This window comes from Azospirillum sp. TSO5 (assembly GCF_003116065.1).
Classification (GTDB): Bacteria; Pseudomonadota; Alphaproteobacteria; order Azospirillales; family Azospirillaceae; genus Azospirillum.
Window position 1 is genome coordinate 1 of the sequence record NZ_LGQY01000157.1, and the last position, 15,546, is coordinate 15,546.

The following is a 15,546-nucleotide window of genomic DNA, read 5'->3' on the forward strand; positions in this document are numbered from 1 at the left end:
GGGCCGCCGCTCAGGCTCCGTCGGCCCCCACCCCCTCCGCCACGATCCGCACCGGCACCCCCTTCGCGGCGGGCGTCTTCGACGCCTCGTCGTGATACCACAGCGGGATCAGCGGGTTCATCTCCGGGTAATACGCCCCGACGCAGCCGCGCGGCAGGTGGAAGGGCGTCACCGTCAGCCCGCCGACCCGGCGGTCCACATCGTCGCCGGCATCGCTCGCCAGCGCCACCACCTGACCCTCCTGCAAGCCGGCGGCGGCAATGTCCAGCGGGTTCATCAGCAGCACGTCGCGGGTGCCCTCGATCCCGCGCAGGCGGTCGGAATAGCCGTAGATCGTCGTGTTGAACTGGTCGTTCGACCGCATGGTCATCAGCCGCCAGCGGCCCGGCGCATCCTCGAAGCCGACGGCGCGCAGGCGGCCCGGTGGGGTGAAGTGGGCCTTGCCGGACTCCGTCTTCCAGATCCGCTCGCGCGCCGGATTGCCGCGGTAGAAGCCGCCGGGGGTGAAGACCCGCTCGTTGAAGCGGTGGAACTTGTCGGGATAGGTCTCCTCGATCAGGGCGCGGATGCGGCGGTAATCGGCCACCCAGTCATCCCAGGTCACCTTCGGGTTCGGCGTCAGGGTCGCCTTCGCCATGCCGGCGACGATGGCGACCTCCGACTTCAGGTCCGGGCTGGCCGGCGTGTTGTTGCCGAGCGAGCCGTGGATGCAGCTTAGGCTGTCCTCCATCGTCACCGCCTGCGCGCCGCTCTCCTGCACATCCTCCTCCGACCGGCCGAGGCAGGGCAGCAGATAGGCGACCTCGCCGTTGATCAGGTGGCTGCGGTTCAGCTTGGTCGCCACCTGCACGGTCAGGCGCATGCGCGTCCAGGCCGCCTCCATCCGTTCGCGCTCAGGAATCGCGCGGACGAAGTTGCCGCCGAGGCCGATGAAGGCCTTCACCTCGCCCGACAGGATCTTCTCGCAGGCCTTGACGGTGTTCACCCCCTCCTTGCGCGGCGGCTCGAAGCCGAACAGTTCGGCCAGCCGGTCGAGCGGCACCAGCTCCGGCTTTTCGGAAATGCCGACGGTGCGCTGCCCCTGCACGTTGGAATGGCCGCGCACGGGGGAAATGCCGGCGCCATCGCGGCCGATGTTGCCCTTCAGCAGCCACAGGTTCACCAGCGCCGCCAGCGTCTCCGACCCGTGCACCTGCTGGGTCAGGCCCATGCCGTACATGGCGATGGAGCGATCGGCCTCGACATAGATGTCGGCGGCCTGTTTCAGATCCGCGCGGGTCAGACCGGATTCGTCTTCGATTTCCTCCCAGCCGATGGCGTCCACCCGCGCCTTCATCTCCTCGAAGCCGACGGTGTGCTGGGCGATGAAATCGGGGTCGAGGACATGCTTGCCCTCCTTCTGCCGCTCTTCCTCCGCCGCCAGCACATGCTTGATCAGGCCGGTGATCGCCGCGATGTCGCCGCCGGCCTTCACTTGGAAATACAGGGTGGAGATCTGGGTCTCCTTGCCGGTCAGCATCTCCAGCGGGCTTTGCGGATTGCGGAAGCTCTCCAGTCCCTTTTCCCGCACTGGGTTGAAGGTGACGATCTTCGCCCCGCGCTTCACCGCGTCCTGCAACGGGTGGAGCAGGCGGGGGCTGTTCGACCCGGTGTTCTGGCCGAAGAAGAAGATGGCGTTGCAGCTGTCGAAATCGTCCAGCACGCAGGTACCGACCGGCGAGCCGATGACCTTCTTCAACCCGACCGAGGTCGTCTCGTGGCACATGTTGGAGCTGTCGGGCAGGTTGTTGTGCCCATAGAGCCGCGCGAACAGCGCGTAGAGATAGGACGTTTCCAGGCTGGCGCGGCCCGACGAATAGAACACCGCCTGTTCCGGGTCGATGGCGCGCAACTCCGACCCGATGGCCGCGAAGGCCTCGTCCCACGCGCAGGGCACATAGCGGTCGCTGGCCCGGTCATAGCGCATGGGGTGGGTCAGCCGTCCCTGCTGTTCCAGGTCGTAATCCTTCCAACCCTTCAACTCGGTAACCGTGTGCTCCGCGAAGAAATCGGGCGTGCAGCGCCGGCTGGTCAGTTCCCAGATCGTCGCCTTGGCGCCGTTCTCGCAGAACTCGAAGGTGTGGGGTTTGGCCGGCTTGGCCCAGGCGCAGGACACGCACATGAAGCCGCCGGGCTTGTTCTGCCGGCGCAGCGTGTCGAGCACGGCGGGGGTCGGCCGCTCCTCCCCCATGATGCGGGCCATCGACCCGACCGATCCCCAGCCGCCGGCCGGGCCGTCGTAATGCGGGGTGTCCTTGTCGTCCGACAATCCGTCGATGCTCATGGGATCGGTCTTTCTCTGCGATTCGGTCATGACTTTCAGGGGGCTGGCTGCACTGGCTTCAAGTCCAACTCCTCAGACACGATCCGGTTCCGGCCCTCCGGAATTTCGGCTCAGCCTGTCTTCCGCATGGGTGCGCAGCGCTGCCCGCCGGGCCTTGCCCATCGCCTCGCGCCAAAGAGAACAGGGGGCAAAATAACCGTCTTTGGCAAAGATTCGTCGGATGCGCGGCGTTTTCGCCGCTGCGCCGCGAACGGCATCCAAATACCGGAATTGCTTCTCTGAAGTCATATGACCGCAACGATTTGGCATCTCGACAGTTAGCAGGTCATGCGAAATGCAGGTGTCCTGACCCAACATCATGCACTGTGAACCGCTGGCCTTGAAAAGGACTGCGTTGAGATGCCGGATGTACAGGGATTGCGGGAGCCCAAAGCCAGGCCGCTGATAATCCAACCGATCTGGGATCGGCTGGAGCAGGCGGTCATCGTTACCGACCGGGCTCTCGCCGCGCCGGGGCCGGTCATCCGCTATGTCAACCGGGCCTTCACCCGCCTCACGGGCTATCGGGCGGACGAGGTGATCGGCCGGTCGCCCCGCATGCTGCAATGCGCGCGCACCGACAAGGCGGTGTCCGCCGCCATGAGGCGCGACCTTCGGAACGGCGAGGTCGCCCGCGGCACCCTGGTCAACCGGCGCAAGGATGGCAGCGACTATCTGTGCTCGCTGGTCATCGCGCCGCTGATCGGCCCCAGCGGCGAGCCGGAGCATTTCATTTGCGTGGCGGAGGACCTGAAGGAAGACCGCTCGACATCCGAGGTCCAGCGCCTGTCCACCGAACTGGAGCAGGCGCAGACGCAGATCGAGGATCTGGAGCAGCGCCACAGTGGCGCGAACGAGACGGTCGCGCGCCAGCGCAACGATCTGCGGATGGTCACCGGACGATACCGGGATACGCTGTCGCAACTGGATGCGGTGCAGGAAAGGCTCTCGCTGCGGGAAAGTGCTCTGGACCACCGGAACCGGGAGTTCGACCGCTCCGACGGCGAACTGAACGCCTCGCTGGAAGAGCTGCGCGCCATGGACGAGAAGCTGCGCCTCTCGCTGGAGCGCATCGAGGACGCCAACCTGCAGCTCGCCCGCTCCAACGAGGAACTGCAGCGTCTGCGGGCCGCCGATGCCGACAAGCTCCAGCTTCTCGCCTCGGCCAGCCATGACCTGCGCCAGCCGGTTATGTCGATGGGGCTGTTCCTCGACGTGCTGCGCCATCGGCTGGGCGATGCCGAGCGGCCGATCCTGGGTGGGGTTCTGGCGGCGCATCTGTCGATCCGCACCCTGCTGGACGGCATGCTCGATACCGCGCGCCTCGACGCCGGGGTGCTGACCCCGGCCATCGGACCGGTGCCGATGTGCGACATGCTGGACATCATCAAGGGCGAGTTCACCATCCAGGCGGAGATGCGCGGGCTCCGCTTCCGCGTCGTCGCCAGCACTGCGGTGGTGCACAGCGATGCGCAGCTTCTGGAGCGCATCCTGCGCAACCTCCTTGCCAACGCGCTGAAATACACTGGTTCCGGATCGATCCTGCTGGGCTGCCGCCGCTGTCGTGACATGGAGGGGAACCCCTGCATGCGCATCGAGGTGTGGGACACCGGTCCCGGCATCGGCGAGACGAGCCAGAGCATCATCTTCGAGGAGTTCCGGCAGTTGGACAACCGGGACCGCGATCAGAGGCGCGGTGTCGGCCTTGGCCTCGCCATCGTGGCGCGGCTGGCCCGTCAGCTCGGGCACGGGATCGCGCTGCGCTCGTCGCTGGGACGGGGGTCCGTCTTCTCGGTTCTGGTCCCGCGAAGCCGGAAGGCCGATGGCCGCCGGTACAAGGCCCGGGGCAAGCGCGGGGGGGGAATGAGACGGGGTCGGGGCACAGGCGCGGATTTATGGCCTTGGCACTTCCGGTTCGCTGACCGCTCATCCCCATGCGCCGGAAAGACAGCCGGATGAGAAGGTTCATCCGGGTTGCCGCTTGGCACCAAGGTTGCTGTCGCTCCCCGCAGATCCGGTGGGTGACGGCACTTTCGACCTATGAAAGGGAACAAACGTGGATCATTACGTGCAGCACGACCATGGTTCCGCAGAGCTGGACATGGTGTCTGACCGCCGGACCCCCTCCGACGATCCCCTCAGGTTCCTGATCGTGGACGATCATGCGCTGGTCCGCTACGGCCTGTCGCTGGCCTTGCGGCAACGCTACGAGCAAGCAGTGGTTGCCGAGGCGGGTTCGCTGGCCGAGGCCGTGCGCAAGGTACGCTCCGAGCCGGATTTCACCGCCATCCTCTACGACCTGCAGATGGGCGACAGCGACGAGCACAGCGGCCTGACCGACATGCTGGAGGCGGCCGGCGACGTGCCGCTGATCGTCGTCTCAGGGGCGAGCGACGGCAACGTCATCGCCTCCTGCATCCGCGCCGGCGCCCGCGGCTTCGTCCACAAGGGCTGCGAAGGGGCGGTGCTCGACCAGGCGCTGCCCATCGTGCTGGACGGCGGAATCTTCGCACCGGCGCCGCCGACGCGACCCGACGGCCGACCGGTCCGCATCGCGCTGACCTCCGCCGCCACTCCCGCGCGCAGCGAGAGCGACGCGGTCAACGGGCTGACCGAGCGTCAGCGCGAGGTGCTGCGCCTTCTGCTGGAAGGCCGGTCGAACAAGGAGATCGCCCGCTCGCTGGGGGTGCTGGAGGGAACCATCAAAGTGCATCTGCGCACGGTGATGCAGCGGCTGGGCGTGCGCAACCGCACCCAGCTGGCGCTGGCCACCGTGAAGGCGGGGATCGCGCTGTCGTCCTGAGTTGGCTTGCCGACCGGGCCTATTGCGGCGTCGGGCCGATGCCACGCTGCTGGGCGGCATCCAGCAGGCTGACCAGTTCGCCCGACACCCACCAGCGGCAGCGGCGGCGTTCCTCGGTCGCGACGGTGACGACGCGCTCGATCAGCCTGCTTTCGGCGGCGTTCAGTTCACGGCCGTCGCGCAGCGCCCGCTCGGCGATGGCCAGCAGCGTCTTGTCGATGGCCGTCACCTCGATGGGATAGCCGGTCTCTTCGGCCAGTTCGCACAGCTCGGCCATGACGGACAGCGCATCCTCCCGGCCATAGGCGCCGATCTGCCGGAACAGGCCGGCCAGATGCTCGCCGATCGCCGTCAGCCAGGGATTGGTCGAGGCGGCGATGCCGCGGCGGCGAAGCCGGTGGTTGAAGCCGTTGATGAAGCGCACCGGGTCGATCAGCGGCCGGGCCGAGCTGCTGGCGTTGAGCGTCAGCAGGCGGTGGCTCAGCACCGGCACCACCTCTCCCTCCACCAGCCCGGTCACCCGGCCGACGGCGGCGGACACCGCCGCCCAGTTGCGCCCGCCGCGCTCGACGCCGAAGCCCTGCAGCGCATCGTACCAGCGGAAGGCGCGCTCCTGCAGCCGGTCCACCGTCTCGCCGGCGGTCAACTGCGGCGGGGCAGGGCGGCCGAGATGCAGGTCCTCCAGCTTCTGGCGCAGGCATTGCCAAGCGAACTGCACATGCCCGACCGCCGCCTCGACCAGAGCCGGGTTGGGCGACAGGCCATGGAGCGCCAGCGCCTGATCGGGATCGCGCGATCCGTTCAGCAGGGCCAGGGCGTACTGCATCGCACCTTCGGCACCGCCGCGTTCCGCCATCTCCGACACCATGTGCAGGATGCCGATGGTGTCGCGCGGACGGACGGCGCCCTTCCACAGCGGGGCATGCTCCAGCATGGCGTCCAGCATCGCCAGATCGCCGAACGACAGCGGCGCCACCCCGGTCAGCCCGCGCTTGCGCAGCAGGGTGATCCGCTCGGCGTTGGCGGTCGCCAGCAGCGGCCCGGCCGCGCCGCGCCGGCGCAGAATCTCCAGCGAACGGACGCGAAGCTCCTCCGCCCACTCAGCGGCGGCGGGGGAGGCGAGGACGGCGTCGAGCGGATGCTCGCTGGCGCGGTCGGCGATGTCGGCCTGGACCCGCCCGGCAAGGTCACGCAGATGCGGCAGCAGGGCGAACCACCAGGCGCTGGCGTCGACCACATGCATGCAGCCGGGCGGCCGGCTTTCCGCCAGCATCAGCGCGTCGGTGCGCAGCATCACCGGGTCGAACCAGCCGGTCCAGATGCGCCGGGCATGTTCGGTGCGCGGGCCGTTCAGCATGGCGACGATCAGGCGGCCGACCTCCACCGTCATCTGGTCGTCTTCCAGATGGCCCGCCTGCACCAGTTCGAACAGCTTGGACTTCTGCGCCCGGTCCAGCGGGGCCAGGATCGCCTTGACCTTGTCGAGGCTGACGGCTGCCGGATCCGGTTCCACCGCGTGAAGCGGCACGGTCTGAAGGGAGGCGCTGCGGTTGGGGCGGCCGGCCATGGCGTTCACGGGCGCTGCTGAGTCGCGGCAATTTTAGGTACTGGCACCAATGATTGCTACTGGTATGTCGTGACATATTCTGTCGAGCTGTGTCGGGGCTGTACCTCGCTTGCGGTTTGCCGCTTTTCGCCACCGGCCAACGACACATGAAACGAGATGTATCAAATGCAGCCTAAATTTATTTCATTTAAACGCTAAATCGCATCTTCACACCCGCCGGTCGCAGACCCATTATTCGCAAAGGCCCCGCGTCCAGCATCAAGGCGCCCCGATGATTCCCCAGAAGCTCGCCGATACAAACCCCAGGTTGTTCCCCGTCATGACAAAAGTCGACACCCGGAAGGCCGAACAGCTGGTGGACGATTTCGTCGCCCGCCTGGACGTGGCGGGCCTGCCCGATGGCGAGCGCGCCGAGGTCTACGAGGCGGCGCTGAAGCGTCTGATGGGCCACCTGATCGAGCATGAAGGCTGGCTGGCCGAGGAATTCACCGCCGCCGCCCGGTCGCTCGGCGCTTACTGACTGCTCGCGCTTTCCATCGGCCGCCCGTCCTACCCAGGACCGGCGGCCTTTCTTGTTTCCGGGGGGAGGGCCCCCGTATCTCCCTCTCCCGTCCCGGGAGAGGGCGCTTATCGGCACGACGCCCACCCCTCACCGTTCGTTGAAGCTGTCGGACAGGGCGAAGTAGATCGGCTTCAGCAGATATTCCAGCAGCGACCGCTCGCCGGTGGGCATCTCCACCTGGGTGGTCATGCCGGGCAGGACCGGGTGCTGGACCTCGTCGCGGCCGACATGGTTGCGGCTGAGCGCCACAACCGCCTTGTAGTAGGGGCGTTTCTGTTCGTCCAGGAAGGTGGAGGCGGAGATGCGCTGCAGCGTGCCGGTGATGGCGCCGTAGCGGGCGAAGTCGTAGGTCAGCACCTTCACCGTCGCCTCCTGCCCGACCTGGAGATGGCCGACGTCGCGCGGGGTGACATGCGCCTCCACCGTCATCTCGTGGTCGACCGGGACGATCTGCATCAGGACGCCGCCTTCCGGCACCACGGCGCCGATGGTGTTGATCCGCAGATCCTGCACCAGCCCGCGCACCGGCGACGGCACGGTCAGCCGCTCGGCGCGGTCGTCCAGCTTGGCGCGGGCCTCGCGCAGCTGGGCGATTTCGGCGGTGACGGTGCCCATCTCGGTCACGGCGTCCTGCGACAGTTTGGCCGACTGGTCGAGGATGCGGTTGCCGGCCTCGGTGATCGCCTGCTGGGTGGCGATGATCTGGCCCTCGATCCGCCGCTGCTCGCCCATCAGGCGCGACTGCTCGCGCTGGGTTTCCAGCGATTGCAGCTTCGACGACAGGCCCATGGATTCCAACCTGTTGCGGATGTCGACCGATCCGGTGATGAAGGTGATCTGGTCCTTGATGTTGGCCAGCTGCCCTTCATACAGCGCCAGCTCGGCCTCGCGCTGCGACACCTGGGCCTGCAGCACGGCGATGGCGGTGTCGCGCGCCTTGCGCTGGGTGTCGTAGATCAGGCGCTGGTCGGCGATTTGCGCCTCCCTTTGGGCCTCCGCCTGTGGCGTGCCGGGTCCGGCGACGCGGGCGAAGTCCGGCTCCCGCCCGGCGGCGAAGGCGCGCAGCCGCTCCGCCCGCAGTTCCAGCGTCAGCAGGCGGGCGTTCATCTGCTCGCGCTCGGCCTGGACCTGCTTGGGATCGAAGACGATCAGCGGCTGGCCGGCCTCGACCAGATCGCCCTCCTTGACCAGGATGGCCGACACGATGCCGCCTTCCAGATGCTGGACGACCTGCGAGTTGCCGGACGGCACCACCTGTCCGGCGGTGACGACGGCCTCCTTGACCGGCATCAGCGTGGCCCAGGTCAGCAATGCTGCCAGCAGCAGGACCAGCACGAGGATGGTCGCACGGACCAGCGACAGCGTCGCATCGTCGGCGCTGAGCGATTTGCCGGTGGGGCGGGCGAGGTCTGAGGCGGCCATCTGCGGATCACACTGAATGCGGAAAGGAGGGAGCGAAACGGGTCAGCGCTGCGGCGTGGCGGCGACGCCGGGCGGGCGTTGCAGCCCGATCCCGCCCAGCAGCGCCCCGGCGATGCCGTTGGCGACGCTGCTGCCGCCACCACCCGGACCAGCCCCCGGACCAACCGGGCGGGGACCGGGCAGGCCGCCGGCCGGGTTGGCCGGGGCGATCATGCCGGCGTCCATGGTCAGCACCGTGTCGGCCAGCGTCAGGTGGCTCGGCCGGTGGGTGACCAGGAAGATGGTGCTGTGGCCGCGCAGCGCGGCCAGCGCCGCGTGCAGGGCCTTGTCGCCCTCGAAATCCAGCCGGCTGGCCGGCTCGTCCAGCAGCAGGATGCGCGGCCGGCGGATATAGGCGCGGGCCAGGCAGATCTTCTGCGTCAGGCTTGGCGACAGGCGCAGCGACTGGTTGTCGCCGATGCGGGTGTCCAGCCCGCGCGGCAGTGCCTCCACCTCGTCCAGAGCGCCGGCCAGCGACAGCGCCCAGCGCAGCTCGGCCTCGTCGGCGGTCTGGTCGGCGAAGCGCAGGTTCTGGGCGATGGTGCCGTAGAACAGCGAGCTGGCCTGCGGCACATAGCCGACCGACTTGCGCAGGTCGATCGGGTCCATCTGGCGGATGTCGACGCCGTCGATCCGCACATTGCCGGCCTGTGGCGCATAGAGCCCCAACATCACCTTCAGCAGCGACGATTTGCCGGCGCCGTCCGACCCGACGATGGCGACGATCTGCCCCGGCTTGACGGAGAAGGTCACGCCGACCAGCGCCGGATCGGCATCGTTGCGATAGCGCAGCGACACGCGGGAGAAGGAGACCTCGCCCTTCAGCTTGCGCGGCTGCAGGGTGGCGCAGCGCGACTCGCGCTCCGGCCGGATGCTCATCAGGCCGTTGATCTGGCGGGCGTTGGCGCGCAGCTGCTCGATGCGCGGCAGCATGGAGACGGCGGTCTGCAGCGGCACCATCACCCGCCACAGCAGCATCATCGACGCCATCAGCGCACCCGGCGTCATGGTGCCGGCGAAGACCTGCAAGGCGCCGACGCCGACGGTGGCGAGCCCGGCGACCGGCACCACCAGCCCGGCCAGCGCCGCGTGGGTCGCCGACAGGTTGGCGGCGGTGTGGCCCGACCGCGCGGTGCGGGCCGACAGCCGGTCGTAACGGTCGCGCCAATGGGCCAGCCCGCCGATGGCGCGCAGCGCCGGCATCTTGGCGACCATCTCGACGAAGAATTCCTGCCGTTCGGTGTCGGCACGTGCGGTGGTGCCGGTGCGGGCGCGCACCATCGGGTGGACGGCGGCGCCGATGGCGGCGGTCACCAGCACGGCGCCCAGCGGCACCAGCGCCAGCGGCCCGCCCAGCAACGCCATCACCCCGAGATAGAACAGGGCGAAGGGCACGTCGAACAAGGCCGCGACCTGCCCCTGGCTGATGAAGTCGCGGATCGATTCCAGATCCTTCACCCGGGCGATCTGCGTGCCGATGGCGGCGCGCTCGCTCAACCCCACCGGCAGCATCAGGATGCGCTCGATGGTGGCGTTGCTGATGCTGCGGGCGATGCGGGAGCCGGCATGGGCCAGCGCCCGGCCGCGGATCTGACGCAGGGCGAAGTCGCCGGCGATCACCAGGAACGCACCGACGGCGATGGTCGCCAGCGTGTCGAACGACCCGGTGCCGATGACCTTGTCGTAGATCGCCATGGTGAAGAGCGGGGCGGCGACGGACAGCAGGTTGATGACCGCGCTCAGCCCCAGCACCGCCCACAGCAGCGGCAGATAGGCATGGATGACCGTGCCGACCCAGTTCTGGTTGCCGGCGCCGGCCGCCGCCTCCAGCGGGGTGAAGACATAGGCGGTGCCCTTGCCGAAATTCAGCATCACCGTCTCGCGCGACCGGCCGCTGAAGGCGGTGACGCCGTCGGCGTCGGCGGACAGCAGCGTGTAGATGCCGCCGTCGCGCGCTTGGAACAGGCAGGGCAGCAGCGACGGCTCCGGCCGGCCGAGATCGAAGCGCAGGCTGCGCCCTTCGAAATGCAGGCGCTGGAGCACGTCGCACAGCTCCTCCACCGTCTGCACCTCGGAGAAGTGGGGCAGGGCCTCCGCCAGTGTCTGCGGCGCGCCGCGCCAGCCCAGCGCGTCCAGCAGCGGGACCATGCAGGCGCCGACCGCCGAGGCTTCGGCCAGCCGGCGGCGCAGGATGTCGCCATCGTCATGGGTGGCGCGGATCGGCTCCGCCCCGGTCTTGGCCTCCGCCTCGGCCGCCGGGGCGGCGGTGGCGGCGACCAGGGCCGGCTGCCCGCCGACGCTTCCGGCCTCCGGGTTGCGGGTGACGGCATGGCCGTCGACGATCTGCACCACCCGGTCGGCCAGCGACAGCAGCGACGGACGGCTGGTGACCAGCAGGATGGTGACGCTGCCGCGCAGTTCGTCCAGCGCGCGGCGGAAGGCCTTGTCGGACTCGACGTCGAGGGAGGAGTTCGGCTCGTCCAGCAGCAGCACGGCGGGCTCGCGCACCAGCGCGCGGGCGAGGCAGATCAACTGGCGGGCGCCGCGCGGCAGAGCCTCCTGCGAGGCGTCGCCGACGATGGTCTCGTACCCCTGCGGCAGGCTGGCGATGCGGCGGTCGAGGCCCAGGCGGCGGCAGACCTCCATGGCCAGATCGGCCCGGCCGGGGTCGAACAGGGTCAGGTTCTGCAGGATGGTGCCTTTGAACAGCTCCGGATGCTCGCCGACATAGACGACGCCGCCGATGCCGATCATGGCGTCTGCCTCGGTCAGGGCGCGCACGCCGACCCGCACCTCGCCCGAACCTGGCCGCAGCACGCCCAGGATCAGGCGCAGCAGCGTGGTCTTGCCCGAACTGTTGGTCGCCACCACACCCAGGAACTCGCCCGGCCCGACGCTCAGCGACAGGCCGCTTAGGATCTCCGGCCCGCGGTCGTAGGCGAAGCGGACCTTGTCCATCTCGATGGAGCCGGGGGCCAGCGCCATGCCGACCGCGCCCCCGGCCTTGCCGTCCGCCCCGGCCTTGCCGCCGCCTTGCGGCTGTGCCGCGGCACTGTCGACTCCGACCTCCAGCAGGACATGGCCGATGCGGCGCAGGGCCAGCGACACCGACTGGTAGCGGACCCAGCGGTCGAACAATGCCTGCACCGGCTGCACGCAGCGTCCGGCCAGCATAGAGCAGGCCGTCAGCACACCGGTGGTCATCGTGCCGTCGATCACCGACACGCTGCCCAGGATCACCACCAGCATCATCGTCGCCTGCGCCAGCGTGGCTGCGACGACGGAGGCCGAACCGCTGAGCCGCGCGACGGCGAAATCCTCCTCGCTGCAGCCCTGCTGCAGGCGTTCGTGACGGCGCAGCAGCCCGGCTTCGGCCCCCAGCCCCTTCACGGTATGGACGCCGGCCAGCACCTCGCTGATGAAGTTCAGGCGCCGTTCCTCCAGCGTGTGGCGGCTTTCCAGCGCCCGGCGCATCCGCCGGCCCAGCACGGCGCCGACGATCAGGAACAGCGCCAGCACCGCCACCGGGATCACCGCCAGCCAGCCGGCCAGCAGCGCGATCAGCCCCAGGTAGAGAACGGCGAAGGGGATGTCGATGGCCGACTGCAGCGCCTGGCCCGAATAGAACTCCCGCACCATCTTGATCGCGCGGTAGACCTCGAAATGGGTGCCGATCCCTTGCTGGGAAAAGGCGTTCAGCGGCATGTGCATCAGCCGGTCGATCAGCGCCGCGCTCGACCGATGCTCGATCCGGGCGCCCATCCAGGTGGTCAGCGCCGAGCGCGCGACGCGAAGGATCGCCTCCATCACCGCCGCCGCCCCGCAGCCGATGCCGAGCAGAAGCATGGTGCCGTAGGACTCGTTCGGCAGGATGCGGTCGTAGACGTGCAGCAGCGTGACCGGCAGCGCCAGCGCGAAGATGTTCAGCGCAAAGGACGCCAGGACCAGCATCGCCCGGTCGCGGCGCGGCCCCAGCATGCCCGACAGCAGGCGCCGGGCCGCCTTTTCGGCCGCCCGGTCGCGGCCGGTGGACGCATTGGCCGCGCCGTTGCGCGGTGCGGTGCTGATGGTGGACGGGGATGCGGACTGCAAGACGACCAACCTGTTCACGGAGTTAACCGGGCGCTAATCAACACCACAATTGCTAGTGATAGGTAAATCCGCGAATAGCAACAAAAGGCAACCGAGTGACATAATGTGTTGCGCACACCCCTTCCGAACCTGTGCAAAAGGGGAGGAAAATCAAGCGTTTCCAAGTGGTTTTGTGTCGTGGAACGCAGGCGGCAGGATGGTTGCGATCGTCGGTTCAGCGTCCAAGCTGTTGAAACTCATCACAGGATGTTTCTTATCACAAGCAAGTCAGAACGCTAGAACCTAGGGTCGTGACGAGTGGCGTGGTGCGACTTCGCATCCCTCTTATGGAGCGGTCCGATGGCTGAGGAAGCGGTGCAAGGCAATGTCCCGGCGGTCGACGATCGTCAGATCCTGGACGATCTGACCCTCCTGCAGCAGGTCGATGGCACCCGGCTGGGCGGCGTCATCCATGAGGCGAGCAGCGTCCAGCTGCAGCGGCCCGACGATACGCTGGGCTATGTCCAGACCGACTATCGCGGCGCCGAGGATCTGATGGTCGGCGGCGCGGTGCAGACCGGGTCCGTCGTCGGCGAAGCGGTGGGGGTCGCCACCGACCGGGCGGTGAACGCGCTGCTGCTGAACGGCGATGTCCTGCGCACCGAAGGCACCCGCGGCTCCGGCCCGGCCGGCCCCGAAGGGTCGGGCCTGTCGGAGGGGGAGAGCCGCGAGGGCAACGGCGGCACCGCCGAGCGGGCGGAGCTGCTGTCCAACGCACGCACGACGACCACCTACACCGAACTCGCCGTCGCGCTGCCGGACATCCCCGTGCCAGAGACGCCCGATCAGGTGATCGACGACGGGACCGTCCCCAACGCCGCCCCCGTCACCGTCCTGGACGCCCCGACCGCCACCCCGCCCGACCTTACTGCCGCCACCACGCCGGCGCCGGTGTCCGATACGCCCAGCTTGACGGTGAACGGCGTGTCGGGCGATGAGGACACGGCCATCGCCCTCAACATCGCCGCCGCCCTGACCGACACCGGCGGGACGGAGGTGCTGACCGTCACCCTGTCCGGCATCCCGGACGGGGCGGTGCTGCGCGACGGATCCGGCGCGGTGCTGACGGTGGTGAACGGCAGCATCGTGCTGGCCTCCACGCAGATTCCCGGCCTGACGCTGACCCCGCCGCCCAACAGCGACGACAGCTTCTCCCTGACCGTGACCGCCACCAGCACCGACGGCAGCGCCACCCCCAACAGTGTCACCACCACGTTGCCGGTCACCGTCAATCCGGTCTCCGACACGCCGACGCTCGGCGTCGCGGCGGTGACGGGGGCGGAGGATACGGCGATCCCGCTGACGATCAGTCCGGCCCTGACCGACACCGACGGGTCGGAGACGCTGAGCGTCACCATCGGCGGCATCCCGGACGGGGCGGTTCTGACCAACGCGGCCGGCGAGGCGCTGACCATCTCCGGCGGCTCGATCACCCTGACGCCGGCCCAGCTGGCCGGTCTGGCGATCACACCGCCGCCGAACAGCGATGCCGACTTCACCCTGACCGTCACCGCGACCAGCCGGGACGGCACTGCCGCTCCGGCCAGCACCAGCGTGCCGCTGGTGGTCACGGTGACCCCGGTGACCGACACGCCGACGCTGACGGTCAGCGCCGCGTCCGGCAATGAAGACACCGCCATTCCGCTGACCATCAGCCCGGCGCTGACCGACCTCGACGGCTCGGAAACGCTGAGCATCACCATCAGCGGCGTTCCGGGCGGCGCGACGCTCAGCGCCGGCACCCACAATAGCGACGGGACCTGGACGCTGACGCCGGCCCAGCTCGCCGGCCTGACCATCACGCCGCCGCAGAACAGCGACGTGGACTTCACCCTGACCGTCACCGCCACGGCCAAGGACGGCACTGCCGACCCGGTATCGGTGACACAGACGCTGGCCGTGGCCGTCGCGCCGGTGTCGGACACGCCGACGCTCACCGTCCAGGCGGCGGCAGGCGACGAGGACACGGCGATCCCGCTGACGATCAATCCGGCCCTGACGGACACGGATGGATCGGAAACCCTGAGCATCACCATCTCCGGGATTCCGGACGGGGCGGTTCTGACCAACACGGCCGGCGAGGCGCTGACCATCTCCGGCGGCTCGATCACCCTGACGCCTGCCCAGTTGGCCGGTCTGGCGATTACGCCGCCGGAGAACAGTGACGCGGACTTCACCCTCACCGTCACGACCACCAGTAAGGACGGCGATGCCGCCACGGCAAGCACCAGCGCGCCCTTGCTGGTCACCGTCAATCCGGTGTCAGACACGCCGACGCTGACGGTCAGCGCCGCCCAAGGCAATGAAGACACCGCCATCGCTCTGACCATCAGCCCGGCCCTGACCGATACCGACGGCTCGGAAGCGCTGACGATCTCCATCGCCGGCGTTCCGTCCGGGGCGACGCTCAGCGCCGGCACGCACAATGCCGACGGAACCTGGACGCTGACTCCGGCGCAGCTGGCCGGCCTGACGATCACGCCGCCGGCGAACAGCGATGTCGATTTCGACCTAACCGTCACCGCCATCGCCAAGGACGGTGTCGCCACCGAAGCCACCAAGAGCGAGACCCTGCACGTTACCGTCGATCCGGTGACCGACACCCCGACCCTCAGCGTCACCGCCGCGTCCGGCAACGAAGACACCGCCATCGCGCTGGC

The 15,546-nt window shown here is 68.6% G+C and carries 8 protein-coding genes and 1 pseudogene; 4 read left to right on the forward strand and 5 right to left on the reverse strand.

Annotated features, from left to right (window positions below; all coding sequences use genetic code 11):
* Positions 1-10 precede the first annotated feature (10 nt).
* On the reverse strand, positions 11-2,323 hold the full coding sequence (locus TSO5_RS30560; protein ID WP_109155131.1) for an FdhF/YdeP family oxidoreductase: 2,313 nt from the start codon (positions 2,321-2,323) through the stop codon (positions 11-13).
* Between the two features lie 72 nt (positions 2,324-2,395).
* Positions 2,396-2,683: a hypothetical protein gene (locus TSO5_RS32480; protein WP_146203873.1), complete on the reverse strand. Its 288-nt coding sequence runs from the start codon at positions 2,681-2,683 to the stop codon at positions 2,396-2,398.
* Positions 2,684-2,722: 39 nt separating this feature from the next.
* Between TSO5_RS32480 and TSO5_RS30565 the strand changes: the two genes are divergently transcribed.
* Positions 2,723-4,321 (forward strand): ATP-binding protein, encoded by a 1,599-nt coding sequence (locus TSO5_RS30565; RefSeq protein WP_109155132.1) that lies wholly within the window; start codon positions 2,723-2,725, stop codon positions 4,319-4,321.
* A gap of 97 nt (positions 4,322-4,418) precedes the next feature.
* On the forward strand, positions 4,419-5,165 hold the full coding sequence (locus TSO5_RS30570; RefSeq protein ID WP_247871048.1) for a response regulator transcription factor: 747 nt from the start codon (positions 4,419-4,421) through the stop codon (positions 5,163-5,165).
* A gap of 19 nt (positions 5,166-5,184) precedes the next feature.
* Here the strand turns inward: TSO5_RS30570 and TSO5_RS30575 are convergent, their stop codons facing one another.
* Positions 5,185-6,732 (reverse strand): hypothetical protein, encoded by a 1,548-nt coding sequence (locus tag TSO5_RS30575; RefSeq protein ID WP_109155133.1) that lies wholly within the window; start codon positions 6,730-6,732, stop codon positions 5,185-5,187.
* Between the two features lie 319 nt (positions 6,733-7,051).
* Between TSO5_RS30575 and TSO5_RS30580 the strand changes: the two genes are divergently transcribed.
* A complete protein-coding gene (locus TSO5_RS30580; protein ID WP_109155134.1) occupies positions 7,052-7,252 on the forward strand; it encodes a hypothetical protein in 201 nt (66 codons plus the stop codon).
* Between the two features lie 129 nt (positions 7,253-7,381).
* On the opposite strand, the gene TSO5_RS30585 is transcribed toward TSO5_RS30580, so the two are convergent.
* Both TSO5_RS30585 and TSO5_RS30590 read right to left on the reverse strand, forming a co-directional pair.
* Positions 7,382-8,716, reverse strand: a complete 1,335-nt coding sequence (locus TSO5_RS30585) for an HlyD family type I secretion periplasmic adaptor subunit (protein WP_109155135.1) — start codon at positions 8,714-8,716, stop codon at positions 7,382-7,384.
* Between the two features lie 42 nt (positions 8,717-8,758).
* The gene (locus TSO5_RS30590) at positions 8,759-12,847 is read right to left on the reverse strand and encodes an ABC transporter transmembrane domain-containing protein (RefSeq protein ID WP_247871049.1); all 4,089 of its coding nucleotides are present in this window, start codon (positions 12,845-12,847) and stop codon (positions 8,759-8,761) included.
* A gap of 339 nt (positions 12,848-13,186) precedes the next feature.
* Between TSO5_RS30590 and TSO5_RS30595 the strand changes: the two are divergent.
* Positions 13,187-15,546: pseudogene (locus tag TSO5_RS30595) on the forward strand (hypothetical protein); the annotation flags it as partial.

Coding starts and splice junctions, on each gene's coding strand:
- TSO5_RS32480 (WP_146203873.1), bottom strand. CDS start 2,683: ATGATGTTGGGTCAGGACACCTGCATTTCGCATGACCTGCTAACTGTC.
- TSO5_RS30565 (WP_109155132.1), top strand. CDS start 2,723: ATGCCGGATGTACAGGGATTGCGGGAGCCCAAAGCCAGGCCGCTGATA.
- TSO5_RS30575 (WP_109155133.1), bottom strand. CDS start 6,732: ATGGCCGGCCGCCCCAACCGCAGCGCCTCCCTTCAGACCGTGCCGCTT.
- TSO5_RS30585 (WP_109155135.1), bottom strand. CDS start 8,716: ATGGCCGCCTCAGACCTCGCCCGCCCCACCGGCAAATCGCTCAGCGCC.
- TSO5_RS30580 (WP_109155134.1), top strand. CDS start 7,052: ATGACAAAAGTCGACACCCGGAAGGCCGAACAGCTGGTGGACGATTTC.
- TSO5_RS30560 (WP_109155131.1), bottom strand. CDS start 2,323: ATGAGCATCGACGGATTGTCGGACGACAAGGACACCCCGCATTACGAC.